At 46.3% G+C, this 19,802-nt stretch carries 26 protein-coding genes, 1 tRNA gene, 1 pseudogene and 1 riboswitch; of the genes and pseudogenes, 15 read left to right on the top strand and 13 right to left on the bottom strand.

Annotated features, from left to right (window positions below; translation table 11 throughout):
* Positions 1–78 precede the first annotated feature (78 nt).
* The 5 genes and pseudogenes from NSQ39_RS22570 to NSQ39_RS22540 all read right to left on the bottom strand — a co-directional run bounded on the left by NSQ39_RS22570 (position 79) and on the right by NSQ39_RS22540 (position 4,154).
* A pseudogene (locus tag NSQ39_RS22570) lies at positions 79–389 on the bottom strand (putative quinol monooxygenase).
* A 275-nt stretch (positions 390–664) separates the two neighbouring features.
* A complete protein-coding gene (locus NSQ39_RS22565) occupies positions 665–1,015 on the bottom strand; it encodes a DUF3888 domain-containing protein (RefSeq protein ID WP_046131168.1) in 351 nt (116 codons plus the stop codon).
* A 339-nt stretch (positions 1,016–1,354) separates the two neighbouring features.
* Positions 1,355–1,427 (bottom strand) — tRNA-Val (locus tag NSQ39_RS22555).
* Positions 1,428–1,860: 433 nt separating this feature from the next.
* On the bottom strand, positions 1,861–3,039 hold the full coding sequence (gene metC, locus NSQ39_RS22545) for a cystathionine beta-lyase (protein WP_175076123.1): 1,179 nt from the start codon (positions 3,037–3,039) through the stop codon (positions 1,861–1,863).
* Complete coding sequence (locus NSQ39_RS22540; RefSeq protein ID WP_175076124.1) at positions 3,036–4,154, bottom strand: methionine biosynthesis PLP-dependent protein; 1,119 nt, start codon at positions 4,152–4,154, stop codon at positions 3,036–3,038. Before NSQ39_RS22540 ends, metC begins: the two co-directional genes overlap by 4 nt.
* Before the next feature lie 64 nt (positions 4,155–4,218).
* Positions 4,219–4,336: riboswitch (SAM riboswitch) on the bottom strand.
* A gap of 163 nt (positions 4,337–4,499) precedes the next feature.
* On the opposite strand from NSQ39_RS22540, the gene NSQ39_RS22535 reads away from it, so the two are divergent.
* From NSQ39_RS22535 to NSQ39_RS22495, 9 genes are all read left to right on the top strand, one after another.
* The gene (locus NSQ39_RS22535) at positions 4,500–4,931 is read left to right on the top strand and encodes a hypothetical protein (protein WP_175076125.1); all 432 of its coding nucleotides are present in this window, start codon (positions 4,500–4,502) and stop codon (positions 4,929–4,931) included.
* 13 nt (positions 4,932–4,944) lie between these two features.
* Positions 4,945–5,397, top strand: a complete 453-nt coding sequence (locus NSQ39_RS22530) for a helix-hairpin-helix domain-containing protein (protein WP_216899195.1) — start codon at positions 4,945–4,947, stop codon at positions 5,395–5,397.
* A 113-nt stretch (positions 5,398–5,510) separates the two neighbouring features.
* Entirely contained in the window at positions 5,511–6,233 is a 723-nt protein-coding gene (locus tag NSQ39_RS22525) for an esterase family protein (RefSeq protein WP_216899197.1), read from the top strand.
* A 65-nt stretch (positions 6,234–6,298) separates the two neighbouring features.
* Positions 6,299–6,808: a YjcG family protein gene (locus NSQ39_RS22520; protein WP_216899199.1), complete on the top strand. Its 510-nt coding sequence runs from the start codon at positions 6,299–6,301 to the stop codon at positions 6,806–6,808.
* A gap of 9 nt (positions 6,809–6,817) precedes the next feature.
* Positions 6,818–7,246, top strand: coding sequence for a GNAT family N-acetyltransferase (locus NSQ39_RS22515; protein ID WP_216899201.1), 429 nt, complete (start codon positions 6,818–6,820; stop codon positions 7,244–7,246).
* Between the two features lie 200 nt (positions 7,247–7,446).
* Positions 7,447–7,839: a GtrA family protein gene (locus NSQ39_RS22510; protein ID WP_216899204.1), complete on the top strand. Its 393-nt coding sequence runs from the start codon at positions 7,447–7,449 to the stop codon at positions 7,837–7,839.
* Between the two features lie 28 nt (positions 7,840–7,867).
* Positions 7,868–8,758: a UTP--glucose-1-phosphate uridylyltransferase GalU gene (galU, locus tag NSQ39_RS22505; RefSeq protein WP_302052214.1), complete on the top strand. Its 891-nt coding sequence runs from the start codon at positions 7,868–7,870 to the stop codon at positions 8,756–8,758.
* Entirely contained in the window at positions 8,755–9,741 is a 987-nt protein-coding gene (gene galE, locus NSQ39_RS22500) for a UDP-glucose 4-epimerase GalE (RefSeq protein ID WP_341017473.1), read from the top strand. Before galU ends, galE begins: the two co-directional genes overlap by 4 nt.
* 94 nt (positions 9,742–9,835) lie before the next feature.
* Positions 9,836–10,423 carry a DedA family protein gene (locus NSQ39_RS22495; RefSeq protein WP_046131178.1) on the top strand — a complete coding sequence of 196 codons (588 nt, stop codon included), beginning with the start codon at positions 9,836–9,838 and terminating at the stop codon, positions 10,421–10,423.
* Between the two features lie 49 nt (positions 10,424–10,472).
* On the opposite strand, the gene NSQ39_RS22490 is transcribed toward NSQ39_RS22495, so the two are convergent.
* The gene (locus NSQ39_RS22490; protein ID WP_046131179.1) at positions 10,473–10,730 is read right to left on the bottom strand and encodes a hypothetical protein; all 258 of its coding nucleotides are present in this window, start codon (positions 10,728–10,730) and stop codon (positions 10,473–10,475) included.
* Between the two features lie 117 nt (positions 10,731–10,847).
* On the opposite strand from NSQ39_RS22490, the gene NSQ39_RS22485 reads away from it, so the two are divergent.
* The gene (locus NSQ39_RS22485) at positions 10,848–13,127 is read left to right on the top strand and encodes an ATP-dependent helicase (RefSeq protein WP_341017470.1); all 2,280 of its coding nucleotides are present in this window, start codon (positions 10,848–10,850) and stop codon (positions 13,125–13,127) included.
* 41 nt (positions 13,128–13,168) lie between these two features.
* Here NSQ39_RS22485 and NSQ39_RS22480 read toward each other — a convergent pair whose 3' ends face one another.
* The 4 genes from NSQ39_RS22480 to NSQ39_RS22465 all read right to left on the bottom strand — a co-directional run bounded on the left by NSQ39_RS22480 (position 13,169) and on the right by NSQ39_RS22465 (position 14,644).
* Complete coding sequence (locus NSQ39_RS22480) at positions 13,169–13,426, bottom strand: stage VI sporulation protein F (RefSeq protein ID WP_046131181.1); 258 nt, start codon at positions 13,424–13,426, stop codon at positions 13,169–13,171.
* Positions 13,427–13,556: 130 nt separating this feature from the next.
* A complete protein-coding gene (locus tag NSQ39_RS22475; RefSeq protein WP_052948531.1) occupies positions 13,557–13,706 on the bottom strand; it encodes a YjcZ family sporulation protein in 150 nt (49 codons plus the stop codon).
* 80 nt (positions 13,707–13,786) lie between these two features.
* The gene (locus tag NSQ39_RS22470) at positions 13,787–13,990 is read right to left on the bottom strand and encodes a hypothetical protein (RefSeq protein WP_202049304.1); all 204 of its coding nucleotides are present in this window, start codon (positions 13,988–13,990) and stop codon (positions 13,787–13,789) included.
* 300 nt (positions 13,991–14,290) lie between these two features.
* Entirely contained in the window at positions 14,291–14,644 is a 354-nt protein-coding gene (locus NSQ39_RS22465) for a DUF1360 domain-containing protein (RefSeq protein WP_309245921.1), read from the bottom strand.
* 174 nt (positions 14,645–14,818) lie between these two features.
* On the opposite strand from NSQ39_RS22465, the gene NSQ39_RS22460 reads away from it, so the two are divergent.
* From NSQ39_RS22460 to NSQ39_RS22440, 5 genes are all read left to right on the top strand, one after another.
* Positions 14,819–15,205, top strand: a complete 387-nt coding sequence (locus tag NSQ39_RS22460; protein ID WP_046131184.1) for a spore coat protein — start codon at positions 14,819–14,821, stop codon at positions 15,203–15,205.
* 47 nt (positions 15,206–15,252) lie between these two features.
* Complete coding sequence (locus tag NSQ39_RS22455; protein WP_046131185.1) at positions 15,253–15,609, top strand: hypothetical protein; 357 nt, start codon at positions 15,253–15,255, stop codon at positions 15,607–15,609.
* A gap of 67 nt (positions 15,610–15,676) precedes the next feature.
* Positions 15,677–16,183, top strand: a complete 507-nt coding sequence (locus NSQ39_RS22450) for a spore coat protein (RefSeq protein WP_046131186.1) — start codon at positions 15,677–15,679, stop codon at positions 16,181–16,183.
* Between the two features lie 131 nt (positions 16,184–16,314).
* On the top strand, positions 16,315–16,797 hold the full coding sequence (locus NSQ39_RS22445) for a CotY/CotZ family spore coat protein (RefSeq protein ID WP_046131187.1): 483 nt from the start codon (positions 16,315–16,317) through the stop codon (positions 16,795–16,797).
* A 161-nt stretch (positions 16,798–16,958) separates the two neighbouring features.
* Positions 16,959–17,411: a CotY/CotZ family spore coat protein gene (locus tag NSQ39_RS22440; protein WP_175076136.1), complete on the top strand. Its 453-nt coding sequence runs from the start codon at positions 16,959–16,961 to the stop codon at positions 17,409–17,411.
* Positions 17,412–17,443: 32 nt separating this feature from the next.
* Here the strand turns inward: NSQ39_RS22440 and NSQ39_RS22435 are convergent, their stop codons facing one another.
* The 3 genes from NSQ39_RS22435 to thiD all read right to left on the bottom strand — a co-directional run bounded on the left by NSQ39_RS22435 (position 17,444) and on the right by thiD (position 19,776).
* Complete coding sequence (locus tag NSQ39_RS22435; RefSeq protein ID WP_175076137.1) at positions 17,444–17,923, bottom strand: CotO family spore coat protein; 480 nt, start codon at positions 17,921–17,923, stop codon at positions 17,444–17,446.
* A gap of 106 nt (positions 17,924–18,029) precedes the next feature.
* Positions 18,030–18,806: an enoyl-ACP reductase FabI gene (gene fabI, locus NSQ39_RS22430; RefSeq protein ID WP_175076138.1), complete on the bottom strand. Its 777-nt coding sequence runs from the start codon at positions 18,804–18,806 to the stop codon at positions 18,030–18,032.
* 157 nt (positions 18,807–18,963) lie between these two features.
* Entirely contained in the window at positions 18,964–19,776 is an 813-nt protein-coding gene (thiD, locus tag NSQ39_RS22425; protein WP_175076139.1) for a bifunctional hydroxymethylpyrimidine kinase/phosphomethylpyrimidine kinase, read from the bottom strand.
* Positions 19,777–19,802: the final 26 nt, after the last annotated feature.

Raw genomic sequence — 19,802 nt, 5'->3', positions numbered from 1 at the left:
GCAGAGTTGGACAACAATTTACCAATTAACTACAAGTGGTTGATTCTAGTCATTGAATGTCGCATGTTAAGGAGCCTTTTAATCATTTACATTGCTTTTCATTAACCATTCTACTTCCGTTATTTTTTGTTTTTGAACGTTTTTTGTGTGTTTTTTTGTGAAATGGGCTTTAACAGCTTCTTCGTTTTCCCAAATCTCCCAAAGCATTATTTTGCGTTCTGATGGTTCAAGCGGATAAGCATGGAATTTAATACATCCTTCTTCTTTGTTAGTTTCTTCCTCAAGTTTTTTGAATTCCTTCATTATTTCACCCAGGTTTTTGATTTTTAAGCATGCAGTTATGCAATGCATCGAAACTCCCCTCTTCAAATCAATTCATGGCTTTTCATTATAACATCTTCTCGAAAAATGAAAACAACGACGGAACTTGTCTAATGGTCTGACCTATGAGGTATCCAAGTACTAGAGAGCCTTAAAAGAGGGCTTCATCTCAAGAGAAGCCCTCTTTTATCCGAACCTTTTCAGAATTAAAGCTTCCAATCGATTTTCTTTTTTGAATTCTTAAAACAGAACACCTGGACGATATACGTTCCGCTTCCTGACAGTTGTCATACAGAATGAAGTAACCGTCGCATCTCCCTCGCTATATAAACCGCTCTGCTTGTCAATATTTCACACCATCTGGTTTAATTCTAAAGGTCAGCTCCTCAATTGTTTCAGGTGGGTGATGAGGACCAGTGAAAGTTCTGTATTGAACCTTTACTATAAAATCGAATGAACCATCATTTATTCTTTTCTCATCTTCTGTTCTCCCCATGTTCACACGTTCAATGGATATTATTTTTGCATCATATAACCCATAGCTTTGTTTAATGACTTTGCTTGCATAAGGATATAATAAGGTGAGAAATGCATCATACATATCTTTGTTGTTAATATTCTGAGCTTCCAGATGAACAGAATTCAGAAATGAGAGCACGATGCAAATACAAGCAACAAAAAAAGTTTTTCTCAATAGTCCGACCTCCCGAATGAATATGAACAAAAATAACTTTTCCATTTCTAATTCAGTTATTCAGAAGGGAAATTGAGTAAAAAAGTGAATTTAGGGATTAATCGTGACAAAAGATGAAAAGAAAAAAGAGGTATAAAAAAAGTATAGGATGGAGGGTGAGAAAACGGAGACAAGAGCAGGAAGATGACAAAAACTATACTAAAGAAGTTGTCATTGCCGTAACATTTGTTGTATTGTTTATTTTCTTTTTTTATACTCTTCAGGGCTTTTAACATATTAACCTGAAAAAGGTTATCAGAAATAGAAAAAAATAACCCTTGCTGCGCAAGGGTTTTCGTATGATTCCGACTGGGCTCGAACCAGCGACCTCTACCCTGTCAAGGTAGCGCTCTCCCAGCTGAGCTACGGAATCATGATGTGTTTCACTGGGTATTTGTCTTACTGACAAGTTCTATTATATGCAGTTTATATCGTTTCGTCAACTACTTTTTTTCAAAATGTTTATTTTGTATGGATCAGCCGCCGTCTTCAGATCATTCTAATGAATGCCCGCTTCTTTTGGGGGTTGTTTTTGTCGTTGTGATGACGAATCTCACTCGTTTCATTGGCCGCGGGCAAGGTGCTCCGTTTTCTGCTCGAAGAAATCCTGTTAGCCTGCAACGCATCAGGCGGAGATCTGACGACAGCGGCGGTGATGGAAATCGCCAAAGGCTGTCGCCCCGATCCTGCTCATCGGGGTGTTCGGCTATCTCATCGGCAATATGTCGGGACCTTGATCGGAAACTGATTTTCCGGCCTCTGAAAACGGCAAAGAAGCCGGGGTTTTTCCCCGGCTTTCTGTAAAGCTATGACGAATGGGCGAGCGTGCCTGATGCGGCTTGCAAGGCGTGGGCAAAATCCGCCTGTAAGTCGTCTGCATGTTCCACGCCGACGCTGAGCCTTAAAAGACCGTCGGTAATCCCCCGTTTTTCCCGCTCTTCTTTCGGCATTGCGGCATGCGACATTTTCGCCGGATATGAAAGAATCGACTCGACTGCGCCTAAGCTGACGGCGAAGACCGGGAGCGTGACATGTTCGACGAGCGTTTTGACGGCTGCGGCATTCTCGAGTTCAAATGAGAGCACCGCCCCGGCGCCGTTTGACTGGTGCTTATGCACACAGGCGCCCGGATGTGAAGAAAGTCCTGGATAATACACCCGCTTGACAGCCGGATGTTTTTCAAAAAATTCGGCGAGCTGCCGGGCCGTTCTGCTTGCTTTTTCAAGGCGGACCTGGAGCGTTTTTAATCCCCTGAGCACGAGCCAGCAGTCCTGGACGCCGAGAACAGCTCCGAACGAATTTTGCAGTTTATAAAGCGCTTCGCCGAGTTTTTTGTCCTTGACGACGGCAAGCCCTGATAAGACGTCGCTGTGCCCGCTTAAAAATTTTGTCGCACTGTGCAGCACGACATCAACCCCGAGCTCAAGCGGCCGCTGAAGCGCCGGAGTCATGAACGTGTTGTCAAGGAATGTCAGACAGCCGTGCGCTTTGGCAAGCTTGACGACGCCTCTGATATCCGTAATCCCGAGCGTCGGGTTTGAAGGCGTTTCAAGGTAGATGACTTTTGTGTTTTCCTTGATGTTTAAGGCAATTTCATTCAGATCGGTCATATCGACGAATGTATGCTCAATGCCGAAGCGGCTCAGCACCTCCGTAATCATCCGGTATGTGCCCCCGTACACATCTTTGGTGACAAGAACGTGATCCCCTTTTGACAAAAGCAAAAAGGCGGTGGAGATGGCGGCCATTCCCGAAGAAAAAGCAAAGCCGCGCGTCCCGCCTTCAAGCTCTGCGATCGCGTCTTCAAGCGCTTTTCTCGTCGGGGTGCCGGAACGGCTGTAATCGTATTCGCCAAACTGGTCAAAAGACGCCTGGTGAAAGGTCGATGCATGCTGGATCGGCACACTGACTGCTCCGGTCGCCGCATCCGTTTTCGCCTGGTTGTGTACGAGTTTTGTTTCGAGCGTCCAGTTACCCTTCGTCATGCCTGCACTGCCTCCTCTTTTACTTTTTGCAATGCCTGCTTCAGGTCATGCTTCAAGTCGGATACGTGTTCGATTCCGACGGAAAAGCGCAGCAGCCTGTTGCAGACGCCGCCGGCGATCCGGATGTCCTCAGGGATATCCATATGGGTCTGCGTCGCCGGATACGTGATAAAGCTTTCCACCCCGCCGAGGCTTTCGGCAAAGCAAATCGTTTGCAAGCTTTTCAAAAACGGGTTGACCCATTCTTCCTTTTGAATGCGGAATGACAGCATGCCGCCCCTTCCCGGGTAAAGAACGTCTGCAACTTCTTCCTGCTCCTCTAAAAATGAGGCGAGCTCCCGGGCGTTTTCCTCGTGCTGCTTCATTCTGAGGGCGAGCGTTTTCATCCCTCTCATCAAGAGCCACGAATCAAACGGGGACAAAACCGCGCCGATCGCGTTTTGATGCTGAAACATTTCCTCTGACAGCTCTTCTCCTTTCGCGACGACGAGCCCTGCCAATAGGTCGTTGTGTCCGCCGAGGTACTTTGTTGCACTGTGAATGACAAGATCGGCGCCAAGTTCAATCGGCCGCTGCAGTACCGGAGTGTAAAACGTATTGTCGACAATCATCAGCAAGTCGTGCTCCTTGGCGATTTTCGCGACTTTTTTGATATCGGTTTCCTTCATTAACGGATTTGTCGGAGTTTCTACAAAAAGGGCCTTTGTGTTTTCCGTAATTTTTGACTTGATACAGTCTTCGTCTGAAAAATCGTCGTACAAAAAGCGCAGCCCGTATTTTTTCCATTCGTTTTCAAACAGGCGGTACGTCCCTCCGTACAAATCCGAGGAAACGATCAGTTCGTCTCCGCTTTGAAACAGCGCCATAATCGTTTGAATGGCGGCCATGCCGGAGCTGAACGCAAAGCCGCGCGTCCCTCCCTCAAGCTTTGCGATCGCGTCTTCGACAAGCTGTCTTGTCGGATTTTTTGTACGAATATAGTCAAACCCCGTGGATTCTCCGATTCCTCTGTGCCTGTAAGCGGAGGAGAAATAAACCGGGGGATTGACGGTTCCTGTTATTTCATCACTGCGGTTTCCGATTTGCGCCAGTGTTGTTTGTACATGTTCAGTCATATGACACCATCCTTTAAAAAGTAAAAACCCCTTCTTCATAAGAAGAAGGGGTATTATTCGCTTCTTCTTATCTTCCAAGCATAACGCTTGCTGGATTTAGCACCTTGGTGCACTGACATCGTCAAGTGCAACAGGTTGCTGAGGTTTCAAAGGGCCAGTCCCTCCACCTCTCGTGATAAGAAAGTGTTTAATTTTCTGATTGTTCTTTACTTTACCCCAATTCAGGAGAATTTTCAAGAGTCTTTTTTCAATCTTTATGCAGGCAGTTTTGGCGTCCCTTTCCCCATAAGTTTAAGTACAAGATACAGCTTAGCTTATGATACATTTAAATAAAGAGGTGATAAAATGATAGAAATCATTTATGGTACGGATGCCCTCGAAGGCTCTTGTTACATAGAGATTCTTCCGGATAAATACCGGGGCAAGTGTTGGAACACGTCTTCGATTTACTTTACAGAAGACAACTTCGGCTATATGATGCCAGCCTTTGAAAAGTGCTATAAACCATTCGATTATTTTGCTTTCAATGAAATGGATACAGATACTTGGAAGTTGATTATGAAGGAATTTGAAGTAATGAAGCAATATTTAATCAATGATCCCGACCCGCATTCATTGAAAGATGTTTTAGGGTTTCCGTTCGTTTACTCGGAGGAAGAGTTTTTGGAAAACCATCAAGCAAACATCAAACAGCTGATCTCAATGATCTCCGAATTTCAAACGTGGATAGAGGAAAAAAGCGATTCAACTCAGTTTATATCCGTGTTAGGAATGTAAAAGAGGTGAATATATGAAACTCCCTTTGACAAATCATGAACGGGCCAACTTAAGGGCCGCCAAGATAAAATTAAAAGATACGGCAGAGATGGAGATTGCAGACCTTGCCAAGACGCTCGGCTCCCCTCTAGATCGGGCGGAATACATAAAAGCGCTCGCCCAGTTTCAAACGGTTCCTTCAATTGGGCCGAAGATGGCCCAATGTGCCGTTGATCTCGGCTTTTATTCTCTTGATGACATAAAGAATGAAACAGGCGCTGATTTGCTAAACCGTTTGGAAGAACTTAAAGGCTGCTGGGAAGACCCTTGTGTAGAGGATTCCTTGCGATGCATCGTCCATCACGCCAATCATCGTGGCAGCGTCAAAAACTGGTGGGACTTCACTGCTGACAGAAAAAGATACCGTGAACAATACGGCTATCCTGCGGAAAGACCTTCCGCCCCCTGGTATGAAAAGAAAAGCTAAACAAGCGGGACCTATGGAACCTGCCGAAAAAGACACTTATAAAGAGAATTTTCGCGCCATTCGTGTTACAATGTATGGAAACGTTAACAACCTACTTTCTGGAGGAGTTCATCTTGGCCATAAAAACAGGAGTCATTCAGGAAAAAACGCTTTTTTCGGAAGAGCTTGGCGAAGAAATGGAGCTTTTGGTTTATTTGCCAGCCAGCTATTCCCCGCTCTACAAATATCACGTTATCATCGCCCAGGATGGTCACGACTATTTCCGGCTCGGGCGCATCAGCCGGCAGATCGAAGAGCTGATAAAAAACGGTGAGATCGAACGGTGCATCGTGATCGGCGTCCCTTACAAAAACGTGCAGGAAAGAAGGCGTACATACCATCCGGAGGGAACGAAATTTGAAGCTTATAAACGCTTTTTGGCTCATGAGCTGGTTCCTTTCACAGACCGCGAGTATCCGACATTTCAAGTCGGATCGGGCAGGACGCTGATCGGAGATTCCCTCGGGGCGACGGTCTCCCTCATGACAGCTCTCGAGTATCCGAATATGTTTGGAAACGTCATCATGCAGTCACCTTACGTCGACAGTCATGTGCTTGAAAAAGTTGCGGACGCCGATTCCCTGCAGCTCATTTCGATCTATCATCAAATCGGCATAAAAGAGACCGAGGTCAAAACGACGGACGACCAGATACTCGATTTCACGGGTCCTAATGAACAGCTGAAAGAACTGCTTCAAAAAAAGAACACGAACTATCACTTTGAAGCATTCGACGGAGACCATAAATGGACATACTGGCAGCCTTTAATCACACCCGCTTTAAAAAAAATGCTCTAGCTCTCCGAATAAAAGCCTATCTTTGTTATACTAAGACCATACAAATTGTCTAAGGAGGGAACAAAATGAAATACGGTATTGTGTTATTTCCATCAAAAAAACTTCAGGACATTGCAAATTCCTACCGGAAACGCTATGATCCGAATTACGCCTTAATCCCGCCTCATCTCACATTAAGAGCGCCATTTGAATCATCTGAAGAAGACATCGCCAAAGTCGTTGCACACCTGAGGGAGCTTTCAAAAGAGATGGCGCCGGTCACGCTGAAAATTACAAAGTTCAGCTCTTTTGCCCCGGTTAATAATGTGATTTATATGAAAGCGGAACCGACACGGGAATTAACCGAGCTGCACGAAAAAATGTACAGCGGTGTTTTGGAAGGCAAGCCGGAGTATGCTTTTGTTCCCCATGTGACGATTGCCCAAAACCTTTCCGATGACGAGCATTCCGATGTGCTTGGAACGCTTAAGATGCAAGACGCGGCCCATGAAGAAGTCATCGACCGCTTTCACCTGCTTTATCAGTTGGATAACGGCTCTTGGACCGTCTATGAAACATTTATTTTAGGAGTGTGAAGAAAACAATTGGAATCTGTCATCGTCAAGAATGATCAGCAGCTAAAAGACGCTTTTTTCGTTCGAACGGAAGTATTTATTAAAGAACAAAACGTATCACCTGAAGAAGAAATGGATCATCTTGATCAGGAATCTTCACATCTCGTCATCTATGACGGAAAAGCGCCGATCGGTGCCGGCCGCCTTCGCATCGTCGACGGCTATGGAAAGCTTGAAAGAATCTGCGTCTTGCAAAACTACCGCTCTTCGGGCGTCGGCAACCTGATTATGGAGGCGCTCGAAAACGAAGCGAAAAAGCTCGGCGCCTCCCAATTTATGCTGAACGCCCAGACACAAGCCGTTCCTTTTTACGAAAAACACGGCTACCGTGTCGTTTCCGAAGAATTTTTAGACGCGAATATTCCGCACGTCAAAATGGTTAAAGGCCAGCCTCTGTAAGCGCCGGTCACGCTATATCACAGAACCGTTCCATCCGAGATGGAGCGGTTTTTTCTTTTCCCCTCTCCCCATTTTTCATAGTTTGTTCATCTTTTGTTTAACGTTTATTCAACATTATCATTTAAGGTTATTTGTAAGTTTTAGAAACGGCCTAAAAACAGCCCGTTTCTTCGGTTGGGAGGTAAACATCGAATGCCGTTATGAAAAAGAAACTCGTCACATTGCTGCGTTTCGGCACGGTCGGAATCGGAAACACGCTCATAGATTGCGGAGTATTTTTCCTGCTTACGGCGCTGAACGTCCCCTACCTGATTGCACAGGTTTGTTCATATACGGCCGGCATCTTAAACAGCTATATCTGGAATCGGACGTGGACATTTCGGGTAAAAGAAAAAGTCTGCGGGCAGGAGATCATCCGCTTTCTCATCATCAACCTGGCAGCTTCAGGAATCATCTTTCTGCTGCTGTACGGCCTTCAAAAAGCGGGCCTGTCCCTCGTTTCCAGCAAAGTGACTGCAACGGTCGGAGGAATGGTGATCAATTTTATCGGGAACCGCCTTTGGGTGTTTCAGGAGCCGGAAATAGATTCATAAGAATACAAATGTATAGGAGTGAATAATGATGAAAATAAAAAAAGCCGTCATTCCCGCTGCTGGATTAGGAACAAGATTTTTGCCGGCGACAAAAGCGCAGCCTAAGGAAATGCTGCCGATCGTCGATAAACCGGCCATTCAATACATCGTGGAGGAAGCCGTCCAGTCCGGCATAAAGGATATTTTGATTATCACAGGGAGAAACAAACGCTCGATCGAAGACCATTTTGACCGGTCTGTCGAGCTTGAACAAAATCTGCAAAGCAAAGGAAAACACGAGCTGCTGAAAGAAATTCAGACGATTGCCGATATGGCCAACATCCATTATATCCGTCAAAAAGAGCCCCTCGGACTCGGACACGCGGTGCTGTCGGCACGGCATTTCATCGATGATGAGCCGTTTGCCGTCCTGCTCGGCGACGACATCATGGTATCGGAAAAACCGGCATTGCAGCAGCTGATCGACGTCTATCAGGAATACAAAACAACTGTCATCGGCGTTCAGACTGTCGACGCGGCCGATGTCTCGAAATACGGGATCATTCAGACATCCACCCAAAAAAATAAAGTATATGACATTGAAGATTTGGTGGAAAAACCGGATGTCCGGCAGGCGCCTTCGAATATCGCCGTCATGGGCCGCTATGTTTTAGAGCCTTCCATCTTCCGGGTCCTTGAGCGGACCCCAAAAGGCGCGGGAAATGAAATACAGCTGACAGACGCATTAAGGACGATTTGCCGGGAGCGGAGCATTTATGCCCGTCAATTGGAAGGCAGCAGATTCGATATCGGCGACAAACTCGGATGTTTTAAAGCAAGCATGGAAATCGGGCTCATGCAAAACGAACTGCGGCCAAAACTGTTAACTTATCTCGAGAATGTCCTTATGAAAGAAACGCAGAAAGGAGCTTTACAATGAAATCAGTGCTCGTGACCGGAGGAGCCGGATATATCGGAAGCCATACCGTCCTTGAATTGAAAAATCGCAACATCACGGCTGTCGTCCTCGATAACCTGTCCACGGGGCATCGGGAAGCCGTCCATACTCCTCACTTTTACGAGGGCGATATCAGCGACTGCGGCCTGGTCAAATCGATCATCCGAAAGCACAACATCGATGCCGTTATCCATTTTGCGGCGAAAAGCCTCGTATCTGAATCGATCGAAAAACCCGAACTCTACTTCAGGGAAAACACGATCAAATCTTGTTCATTCTTTGAAACGATCATACAGGAAGGCGTTAAACACATCGTGTTTTCATCGACAGCAGCCGTCTACGGCATCACAGGGGACAAGCCGATTCGGGAAACCGCCCTGCTTGAACCGGTTAACCCTTACGGCGAATCGAAGCTGATGATCGAAAAATATTTGCACTGGGTCGGAAAAAGGCATAATGTCAAGTGGGCGGCTCTCCGCTATTTCAATGCGGCCGGTGCAGCTCTGGACGGATTCATCGGCGAAGACCACGATCCAGAAAGCCACCTCATTCCTCTCATCCTGCAGACGGCATTGGGCCATAGGGAAAAAATCTCAATCTTTGGAGACGATTATCCGACGCCTGACGGAACATGCATCAGGGATTATATACACGTTCTCGATCTGGCCGCGGCTCATTTGTCGGCATTAGGTGCCCTGTATGAAGACAGACTGGTGCAAAATGTTTATAATGTAGGGACAGGGGCCGGACATTCCGTGAAAGAAATGATTGAAACATCTGAAACGATCACGGAACGAAACATACCAAAGCAAACGGACAAGCGCAGAGCGGGCGATCCGCCTGTGCTTGTGGCGGACAGCCGGGCGCTTCAGGAGCATACCGGATGGAAGCCGAAATACAGCGATTTACAAACCATTATTCAAAGCGCGTGGGAGTGGCATACGACGCATCCAAGCGGGTTTTGACATTCGCTTGTTTCCCGTCGCAAACGGCAGGAGTCCCTGCCGTTATTTCCAAAGTTCGGCTGATGAATCGTAAAGGCAGGGTGAAAAAACGAAAATGGGAAGCATAGTGAACGACATTTTAATGTGGCTGACCGATCTCGGCTACCTCGGGATAGCGATTGGTTTAATGATTGAAATCATCCCGAGCGAAATCGTGCTGGCATACGGGGGGTATATGGTATCAAACGGCTCCATCACATTTACCGGAGCCATCATCGCAGGCGTCATCGGCGGAACGATCGCCCAGATGTTTCTGTACTGGATCGGTTATTACGGCGGACGTCCGTTTTTATATAAATACGGAAAATACTTATTGATCCAAAAACATCATATCGAAACGGCGGAAAAATGGTTCGAGAAATACGGAGCCGGAGTTGTGTTTTCTGCCCGCTTTATCCCGGTGGTCCGCCATGCCATCTCCATTCCGGCGGGCATCGCCAAAATGCCGCTTTTGAAATTCGTCGGCTTGACCGTAATCGCGATCATCCCGTGGTCGATTTTATTTGTTTATCTCGGGATACAGCTTGGAAGCCGTTGGGATCATGTCGAAAATGTGGCCAAAACGTATACGACTCCGATCATGTTTGGCGCAGCAGCATTAATCATTTTATATTTCGGATTCAAAAAGCTGCGTAAAAAATAATGAAAACCCCGGCGGCGGCCGGGGTTTTCAGCTTTAAATCGAACATACATTAAACCGATTCATTTACATAACGGCCCCTCTTTTTCTTGTCTGCGATTCGGCGGTTCAACCCTTTTTTCCGTTTCTTTTCCTGCATGCTTCTTTCTGCAGAGGCCTCGTTTTCGACTCTTTTTTCCACTTCGCGGTAAGCCCTCTCGCTCGGCACCCGAGCCGTTTTTTGAATAGATGCATAATCGGCTTTCCGGCTGACGCTGCGGTTGGCGTACTGTGTATACTGATCATGATAAACCGGCGGCAGATAACCCATCTTATCTCCTCCCTGCGCTCCGATTCCCAAAAATCTACTGTTTTAAATGGTTTTCATTTGATATGATAGACGTTGTCTCACAAGAAGACAACTACCTATTACCGGAGGGACTTCTTTTTGAAATGCGCCCGATTGAATAACAAAGACATTCATATACATACATATTCGAGAGAACACCTTCAATTCCTTTTTGAAGAGGCAAAAAAAGATCAGATCACATGTAAAAATTGCGGTCTGCCGCTGCGCTTGAAATTGACGATTCATGAAGAACCGCATTTTTTTCACAGGGACAGCGGAGACTTTTCCAAATGCGAAGCGGCGTGCGGTGAGGAGCAGCCGAAACAAGAAGCGGACTACACAGAAAGCGGCGTGTTCCGCCTGCCGAAAGGAAAATCGATTGCCGGGAAAGTACGGGAAACGGCCGATGCTTGGATGCCTCCGCAGGAAGCGGCGGTTCACAAGCGCTTTTCTCCGCAAACGGAAACCGAACCTGAGCCGATTTTTCCGAATGTCCCTTTAAACGAAAAACAGTCTGAGGCCGTTTCCATACAAGAAGGCCCCCTTCTCGTGCTGGCCGGCGCAGGAAGCGGGAAGACACGCGTATTAACGGCAAGGGCCGCTTATATGATGTCACATTTCGACGTACCGCCGTCAGCTATCCTGCTCGTTACGTTTACCACAAAAGCGGTGAAGGAAATGAAGGAGCGGATGGCCTCGCAATACGGCTTGGCGCGGCAGACCGTAAGCCGCCTGGTAACGGGGACATTCCACAGCCTTTTTTATAAAATTCTTTATCACCACGACCCGGCGAAATGGAACGGGGAACACCTGCTGAAATGGGACTGGCAAAAAGAGCAGTACCTCAAAATGGCGCTTGCCGAAGAAGGTCTTGATGAAAAGGATTTTCCAATCGACCAGGCGCTTCAGCAGATCGGCTACTGGAAAAACGCCTATCTGCCCGGAGAGCGCATCCCGCTTGAGGACGAATGGGAAAAGCGCGTGCACCGGCTGTACCTGCATTATGAGCAGCAAAAGAAATCCCGCAGCCAATTCGATTTTGACGATATGGCATCAGCATGCTATGAGCTGTTCAAGGACCGACCTGATGTGCTGCAAATGTATCAAGCGCGGTTTCACGCGATTTTAATCGATGAGTTTCAGGATATCAATCCTGTCCAATACGAGATCATCAAGCTGCTTGCCAGCCCGGAGAACAACATCACCTGCGTCGGTGATGATGATCAGTCGATTTATGCGTTCAGGGGCAGTAGTCCGTCTTTTATTCTTGATTTTGAAAAGGATTTTACGGATGCTAAAACGGTTCACCTGACGACGAACTACAGGTCGAGCCACCCGATTGTCGCAAGCGCCGAGGCAGTCGTCGAAAGAAACAAACAACGCCGGCCCAAAAGGTTGGAAGCCGTAAAGGACGATGCCAAAAAACCGCTCTTATTTTATCCATATGATGAAGAAGAGGAAGCGATCATGGTCGTCTCCGACATCCAGGAGAAAATCAAGATGGGCGCAAAACCGGAGGATTTCGCGGTTCTATACCGGACAAACAGCGGCGGCCGCGCCATCTATGAACGCCTTCACCAGTCAGCGATTCCCTATACGGCGGAACAGGGCGTCCAGTCATTCTACAGCAGGAGAGTCGTCAGGCAGATCCTCAGCTATTTGTACTTAAGCCAGAATGAAGACGATCCGGAAGCGGTCAAACAGCTTTTGCCTGTTCTCTTTTTAAAGCAGTCGGCCTTAAATACGCTCAAGGCGCTCTCGATCACAGAGGATTGTACGATGGTTCAGGCGCTTGTAAAATTGACCGGCATCAAATCATTCCAGCTTGAAAAAATCAAAAAAATCGTTCCCTTTTTCCACGGTTTAAAAACGATGAAACCTGTTGAAGCGATCACGTTTGCCGAGGAAAAGATGGGTTTTTCCGAATATCTGAAAAAACGCGGCAACGAGGGAAACAAGCTTGAAAAAGGCTCAGATGACCTGCGCGATTTGAAAACAGCTGCAAAGCGATTCAAGACGATTCCGGAGTTTCTCGCACATGTTGACCATATGAGAGCAGCTGAAAAAAATAAACCTGACGGAAGCGGAGTTCAGCTTTTGACAATCCACCGTGCAAAAGGCCTTGAATTCAATACCGTCTACCTTTTAGGAGCGGCCGATGGTTCGCTTCCCCATGATTTCGCATTAGAAACGGCGAGAAAAGGAGACGAATCCGCTTTGGAAGAAGAAAGAAGGCTCCTTTATGTCGCGATGACCAGAGCTGAAGAAAACCTGTACATCAGCGTTCCATCGGTCAGGAGAGGCAGAACTGCATACCGTTCAAGGTTTTTACAGCCGATTCTGAAAAAACAGCAGCCGAAAGCCGCAATCCCCCGATAAAAAATAAACACCGTGCCCTCCTTGATTGGAAGGCGCGGTGTTTATTTTTTATTGTTCATCATTTTTGAGATCGTATTGAAATCCAATTTTTCTTTTCCGCTAACAATCGACTTGACAATCTTATCTTCCATTTCTTTTGGAACCCGTTTATTGGCTAATTGAGCGACGCGTTTAATGACGCCTCTGACCGTATTTTCGTCCTTGAAGTTGGCGTTTTGCAAAGAGTTTGCCAATTGCATCACGTCCGCCATTTTGACGCCCGTTTTCTTTTCAATGTTTTTGAAAAATTGATTGTCCATATTCCTTCCTCCTTTTGTGGAGTCATACGCTATCATATGCCCTCCGGAACCTCTCTGTGCCTATCCATTCATTGCTTTTGAAAGAAGAGAGCCGCGGGCGGTTCGCCCTTCACTCTCTTCTTTTCAAAAATTAGTACCTAAAAGAAGCCCCGACAATGATGAGAAGAATGAATAAAACGACGATTAAGACAAAGGTTGAGCCGTAACCGCCATAGCCTCCATAACCATAGCCGCCATAGCAGCTTCCAAAACCGAAGCAGCTTCCACATGAAAAACCCATCAAAAGCACCTCCTTTTCTTCCCTATACCATATGTTAGTTGATAGGTTTCGCTTGGATAGATGCATAGGGCTTGTGTGGATTATTTAAAAACGCCCGGTAACCGCCCGTCCTCTTCCATCCATGTTTCAGCATGCTCTGAAAACTGTTCGATTTGTTCTCCAAACTGTTCTGCATTGCGGTCAAAACGATTCAATTCCTTCTGCTGCTTCTTTATGATCCGATCATGTTCCGCCTGATATTGATCATGCTTGCGGTGAATCGATTCCATCAGCTGTTCAAACATATTCACTCAGGATTCTCCTCCTCATGATTATGTATGCGAAAAGAGAAAAATCGGAAACAAAAAAACCGGATCTTTTCCGGCTTTTTTTGAAAAACTTATTGGGCACTTCTCTTTTTGCCGCATCCGCAGCCTTTTTTCTTCACTTTTTTTGAGAAAGATTGATTGTTTTTGGAAGCACTCGTTGTCCGGCCTTGTTGCCGCCTTTTCACTTGTCTCATGTCCATTCCTTCCTTTCTCATTCGTATATCCGTATTATATGACTACTCTTTTTATAAGTTGCTGTGATAAACCCCCAATCAGCTAAAGCCACTTCGACACGAGCGTTTCAAGCACCCCGGCAAAGCCTGCGATGGCAAGGAGCAGGATCAGCCATTCGGCTGCGGTCGGGATGAGTGCATACAGAATGAGCAATATCGCTGTGCACCACACCCCCGTGCACCAATAGCAGCTTAACAGCTCGCCGATCCAGGCTCTAAAGCCCTTTCCTTTCATGACAATGTACGTTTCAATCTGCCCCGTTTTTTCGTCTTTTTCTTCAACCTCATCGTGAAAAAGGTTACGCAATGGAGCCATGATCGTGTCAAAAACGATAAGACGCGTCAGCCGAAACACCGCAAGTGAAAATAGAACAAATAAAAACCAGCTTTGTATCACCGGTCTCCCCCTCTTAAAAATCGTCTGATTTCCAATATATGCGATTCCCGGGGCGAACATGAATCACAAAGCGTCCCGCTGTGCAAATTTGGGTGCAGATTTGTATGTTTTCCTCATTCCGCTATGGAACTAATTTGCATTTAATAAAGTGTAGATAAGAAAGGAGTGAAAGTTATGTCGTTTCATGAAAAAGCCGAAGCGCTATATACGGAAACATTCGACGAAATTTCCAAGGATTATGAACAGCTCATTGAAATCGTAGATTCGGAACATGTTACGGTAAACACGACAAACATAACAGCCGCTCTCTCTCTGCAAGCAATTGTGATTACAATCATTGTGTTGGCGGTGCAGCTGGCAATCGAAGATCCGGAAACAGCCGCTCTCATCTCGGAACAACTTCTTGTCGTACACAAATTGCAAAACAGAAAAAAAACGGTCATTCAAGTCATTGGAAGCAAAAATATTGTCATTACCCTTTCTTCAGTGGAAATCGCAGTTTCTATCCAAATCTTGACCGACGTCCTGATCGCTCTTTTAACAGAACTTGACATACTTTAACCCCTTCTTTCTTTCTAATATTCTTTAGAAATTGAGGTGAGAATCAATTGTCAGATCTGGAAAAACTAAAGTCTGAAGTCAACCCGTTAATGAACACGCTGGTGTCAAATATCCTTAGAAAACACGGGGTCTCAAAAGATAATGTCCGGACGCTGTCTGAGGATGAAAAAGCCAACATTCTAAAAATGCTCGATGACTTAAAAGCGCAGTCCGAAGCCGTCGTTAAGCAGCAAAAGCAGAAAAATCAAAACAAGAGCCAGCCGGATGCCTCATCGCGTTCCGGAGACCGAGCAAATCGAAAAAGAAACCGTTCAAATAAAAATAAATTGCGAGAAAAGCTGAAACAAAGAAGACAGCAAGAAAATAAAGGCGAAAATGAAGAGAAAAATGGGGATTTGGAGTAGGGTATTTGCCATATACAAGTTCGAAGCTTCAAACATTTAATAATAGTAAATGGAAGGAGGAAAACAAATGGAAACAAGACCATATTCTTGGGTAGCGCTTGATCCTGAATGCGAGCATCCGGGAACCGAGTATTATCCGAGATTCCCTAAGAAGCAGATTTGTGATGACTATAATTGCAAATGCGGTAAAGACGAAGCTTTCATCAACCAGGAATTGGATCAGCTCAACCTGAACAAGCAGCTTTCAGATGAAACCATCATCATTAAAGATTCTTGCGACATCAGAGTCTCTACAGAGGATACTCAAGTCGTCACATCAGTGCTGACAGCGATTCAGACGGCGATCGTGACGGTCGTTCTCGCAATCATCGATGACTTTGAATTGGCAGAGCTTGTCTCACAAGATCTATTACAAGTAACAGCAAATAAACAGACGAACCGTCAAAAACTCGTGATCGACAATTCCCGCGATGTTACGGTATCAACAGAAGATACAGACGTCGCAACATTGGTCAGCACAGCAGTTCAAACACTTACAGTTATCATCGCAACGCTTATTGTCGGTATTCTCTAATATAAAAAGCAGAGCCAACCAGCTCTGCTTTTCTTCATTTATATAGACGATTACCCACACCAACAAGGGTACGGGTACATATCTTGTTAAAGACTAAAGTCAAATATCCTAATATAAAGGAGCTGAAATCCATGAGCTGCGGAAAAAACCATGGCCGGCATGAAAATTGTGTTTGTGAAGCGGTTGAGCAGATTATTGAAGAGCAGGAAGCAGTCGAAGAAACAGCGGCATGCTCGACAAGTTGCTTCGGCAACCTGCTGAATCCGACTGTTTCCGGAAAAGACACGATTCCGTTCCTTATTTATGACAAAAAAGGCGGGCTGTTTTCGACTTTTGGAAATGTCGGGGGATTTTCAGATGATATGCAGTGCTTTGAATCTATTTTCTTCCGGGCAGAAAGTTTAAAAGATTGCTGTGCAACTCTTTCAATCCTGAGGCCTGTGGACATAAACGGCGACACGTTAAGCGTTTGCCACCCTTGTGATCCTGACTTTTTCGGGCTTGAAAAAACGGACTTTTGCATCGAAGTTGACTTGACTTGTTTCTGCGCGATTCAGTGTCTGTCACCTGATCTAGTAGATCGCGCAGCAGAACAAAAAAACAATCACGGATAAACATTGCAAGAAGTGCACCGAAAGCCGCATGACCGGAAAGCGGCTTGGTGCAAACCCCTTTCACGAAAGCTGCCGGCTCTCGGCAGCTCCTTTTACCAATAGAAGAGTCCGGCCCGTTTTGAAACGAAATGAAAATTCCTGATATAGGAGGGATCTTAAACATGACGATCATTTCAGGCGAAAATTGCGTATTGGAGGCAGTTGAAAGCATTCATGAGCTGCAGAACGCCATTGAAGAGGAAGGAGGCTGCTCGACAAGCTGCTTCGGCAATCTGCTTTCTCCTACTCGCAATCTCGGCGACACCATTCCGTTTATTATATTTACGTCAAAGTCAAAGCCGTTCGTCGCTTTTGGAAACATTGGGGAACTTCAAGCAGGCCCTTGCTTTAGCACCATTTTTTTCAGAGTTGAAAACGTTCATGACGGCTGTGCGACCCTAAGGCTGTTGATCGCCTTTGACGAAAATCGGCGCATCCTCGATTTCACGGATGATAAAGACAAAATATGCGATGTGTTCCGTTTGGAAAAAACAAACTTCTGTATTGAAGTAGATCTGGAATGCTTCTGTGCAATCGAATGTTTAAATCCGAAATTAATCAACCGCACAACATAAAAGTCCCTAGAACGGGACTTTTTTTGTCGGCATTAAAAGCCGAGCGGGTGCAGCGAAGTGATGCTGTCGATCGCAAGTTCAGCCGGCTCGCCTTTGCTTGAAGTCCGGACGAAGACGGACTCGCCTTTTTTTGCGACGAGCGTTCCTCTGTATGTTTTTCCGTTTGCTTCAATAAGGCACAGCGTTTTCGGCATATTTACCGGGAGACTTGTTAAAAAATTGATTTTTTCGTTAATCGTCATTTTACTGAGCGGCTTCTTAATCGGCTTTATTCCTTTGGACGGTCTGTCCGCTTCCTTGTTACGAACTTCTTCAGGAATCTCTTTTTCCTGCTGGCTCTGCGCTTCCGGCTGTTCTTCCTTTTGCTTTGCCTTATCTTCAGAAGCGCGTGGTTTTAGCGTTTTTTTTCTTTTGATGAGGATGTCCTGCATGTTTGCTTCAGCCGCAGCATAATCGGGCTGTACAATATACATGAGCGGCTTTTGCTCCGCATCGTGTTTCTTATTAGGCATCTTTTATCCCTCCGATCCGTTCATGGTATATCTATATGACGGAGGAAGGAAAATCAGAAGAAAAGAAAAAGCAATCCTTGAAACGGATCGCTTTTTCATACGTTTTTTATCGGGCGATAATATGGTAGCCGGAATCAACATGCAGGTTCTCGCCTGTCATTCCGCGGGAAAGGTCGCTGAATAAGAATAAAGCTGTGTCGCCGACTTCCTCCGGAGTAGTCGTGCGGCGAAGCGGAGCGCGCTCCTCGATTTCTTTCAGGATCGAATTGAAATCGCTGATTCCTTTTGCAGACAGCGTCCGGATCGGTCCTGCAGAAATGCTGTTAACGCGGATTCCTTCCTTCCCGAGATCGCTTGCCAAGTATTTCACGCTCGCATCAAGGGAAGCTTTTGCGACGCCCATGACGTTGTAATTTGAAACGACGCGCTCTCCCCCAAGATACGTAAGCGTGACAATGCTTCCGCCTTCGGTCATAATGCCGCGCGCGGCTTTAGCGACCGCTGTCAGCGAATACGAACTGATATTGTGAGCGAGAAGGAAACCTTCACGATTTGTGTTCAAATATTCTCCTGTAAGCTCTTCTTTGTTCGCAAATGCGATGCAGTGTGCAATTCCATGAATCACTTGGACTTCGTCTTTGATTTTGGCAAAACACTCTTCGATTTCCTGATCGTTTGTGACATCGCAAGGCAGAACGATTGAGTCGTTCCGTTCCAAAGAATCGGCCAATTCCTTGACCGATTTTTCAAGCCGCTCTCCGGCGTATGTAAAAATCAGCCTTGCACCGGCATTGTGAAGAGATCGGGCGATTCCCCAAGCGATGCTTCGTTTATTCGCAACACCCATGACGACTATATTACGGCCTTCAAGTGATACATTCATATGTATAAATCCTCCTAATGATTAACAGTTTATTAGTACCTGATCATAATATATAGTATCACAATTTGCGTCAGGCTGACAATTTTCAGTCTAAAAAAAGCGGCGGCGTTCCCGGAATGGACGCCGCCGCTTTGCTAACGCACGGTGTGCAAAGGGATCAGCCCTCCCGCTTAGCGCGCTGTTTATACGCAAAATGATTCGTCGGCCCGTGTCCGGAGCCGATATTCAGACCGTTTGCCACCGCCATGTGCACGAATGATTCGGCGATTTCGAAAGCCTCGTGAATATCGCTTCCTTTGGCGATCTGCGCCGTCAAAGCGGCTGAAAACGTACAGCCTGTGCCATGAGTGTGCTTCGTTTCGATAAAAGGATTGGTGATTTCGATAAATGTTTCGCCGTCAAAGAGCAGGTCTGTCACTGTTTTCTTTTCCGGCAGGTGGCCTCCTTTAATGATCGGATAGCGAACGCCCAATTTGTGCAAATCCTCAGCCGCTTTTTTGCGGTCATCCATCGTCTGAATCCTTCTTCCAGTCAGCACCTCTGCCTCGGGAATATTCGGCGTCGCCGCAAAAGCCCGGGGCAACAGCCGCCGTTTCAGCGTTTCCACGGCTTCGTCATTCAACAGCGATGCTCCGCCTTTGGCAATCATGACGGGATCGACAATCACAACCTTGAGATCGTGCTCCTCAAGCTGCTGAACGATTTCTTCGATCATTTCCGCACTCCATAGCATCCCCGTTTTAATCGCGTCAGGCCTTAAATCAAGGGCTACCGCTTCGATCTGTTTGCCGAGCGCTTCCGGAGACATCGGAAAAACGCCGTGTACGCCTTGCGTATTTTGCGCGGTTACCGCCGTCAAAGCTGACATGCCGAACACGCCAAGCTCCTGAAACGTCTTAATATCAGCCTGGATGCCCGCACCTCCGCCTGAATCGGACCCGGCGATCGTCAATGCTTTTCGTATACTCATGTTGTCTGCACTCCTTTTTTCAGCCT

The sequence above is a fragment of the Bacillus sp. FSL W8-0848 genome (assembly GCF_038007805.1).
Taxonomy (GTDB): domain Bacteria; phylum Bacillota; class Bacilli; order Bacillales; family Bacillaceae; genus Bacillus; species Bacillus glycinifermentans.
The sequence above is the reverse complement of the archived record's forward strand: the minus strand, read 5'-3'. Positions and strand labels throughout refer to the sequence as shown.

Bases quoted from the DNA above. Each gene is read 5' to 3' on its own strand.
- metC (WP_175076123.1), bottom strand. From the start codon at position 3,039: ATGACGAAGGGTAACTGGACGCTCGAAACAAAACTCGTACACAACCAG.
- NSQ39_RS22540 (WP_175076124.1), bottom strand. From the start codon at position 4,154: ATGACTGAACATGTACAAACAACACTGGCGCAAATCGGAAACCGCAGT.
- NSQ39_RS22535 (WP_175076125.1), top strand. From the start codon at position 4,500: ATGATAGAAATCATTTATGGTACGGATGCCCTCGAAGGCTCTTGTTAC.
- NSQ39_RS22530 (WP_216899195.1), top strand. From the start codon at position 4,945: ATGAAACTCCCTTTGACAAATCATGAACGGGCCAACTTAAGGGCCGCC.
- NSQ39_RS22520 (WP_216899199.1), top strand. From the start codon at position 6,299: ATGAAATACGGTATTGTGTTATTTCCATCAAAAAAACTTCAGGACATT.
- NSQ39_RS22510 (WP_216899204.1), top strand. From the start codon at position 7,447: ATGAAAAAGAAACTCGTCACATTGCTGCGTTTCGGCACGGTCGGAATC.
- galU (WP_302052214.1), top strand. From the start codon at position 7,868: ATGAAAATAAAAAAAGCCGTCATTCCCGCTGCTGGATTAGGAACAAGA.
- galE (WP_341017473.1), top strand. From the start codon at position 8,755: ATGAAATCAGTGCTCGTGACCGGAGGAGCCGGATATATCGGAAGCCAT.
- NSQ39_RS22495 (WP_046131178.1), top strand. From the start codon at position 9,836: ATGGGAAGCATAGTGAACGACATTTTAATGTGGCTGACCGATCTCGGC.
- NSQ39_RS22490 (WP_046131179.1), bottom strand. From the start codon at position 10,730: ATGGGTTATCTGCCGCCGGTTTATCATGATCAGTATACACAGTACGCC.
- NSQ39_RS22480 (WP_046131181.1), bottom strand. From the start codon at position 13,426: ATGGACAATCAATTTTTCAAAAACATTGAAAAGAAAACGGGCGTCAAA.
- NSQ39_RS22475 (WP_052948531.1), bottom strand. From the start codon at position 13,706: ATGGGTTTTTCATGTGGAAGCTGCTTCGGTTTTGGAAGCTGCTATGGC.
- NSQ39_RS22470 (WP_202049304.1), bottom strand. From the start codon at position 13,990: ATGTTTGAACAGCTGATGGAATCGATTCACCGCAAGCATGATCAATAT.
- NSQ39_RS22460 (WP_046131184.1), top strand. From the start codon at position 14,819: ATGTCGTTTCATGAAAAAGCCGAAGCGCTATATACGGAAACATTCGAC.
- NSQ39_RS22450 (WP_046131186.1), top strand. From the start codon at position 15,677: ATGGAAACAAGACCATATTCTTGGGTAGCGCTTGATCCTGAATGCGAG.
- NSQ39_RS22445 (WP_046131187.1), top strand. From the start codon at position 16,315: ATGAGCTGCGGAAAAAACCATGGCCGGCATGAAAATTGTGTTTGTGAA.
- NSQ39_RS22440 (WP_175076136.1), top strand. From the start codon at position 16,959: ATGACGATCATTTCAGGCGAAAATTGCGTATTGGAGGCAGTTGAAAGC.
- NSQ39_RS22435 (WP_175076137.1), bottom strand. From the start codon at position 17,923: ATGCCTAATAAGAAACACGATGCGGAGCAAAAGCCGCTCATGTATATT.
- fabI (WP_175076138.1), bottom strand. From the start codon at position 18,806: ATGAATGTATCACTTGAAGGCCGTAATATAGTCGTCATGGGTGTTGCG.
- thiD (WP_175076139.1), bottom strand. From the start codon at position 19,776: ATGAGTATACGAAAAGCATTGACGATCGCCGGGTCCGATTCAGGCGGA.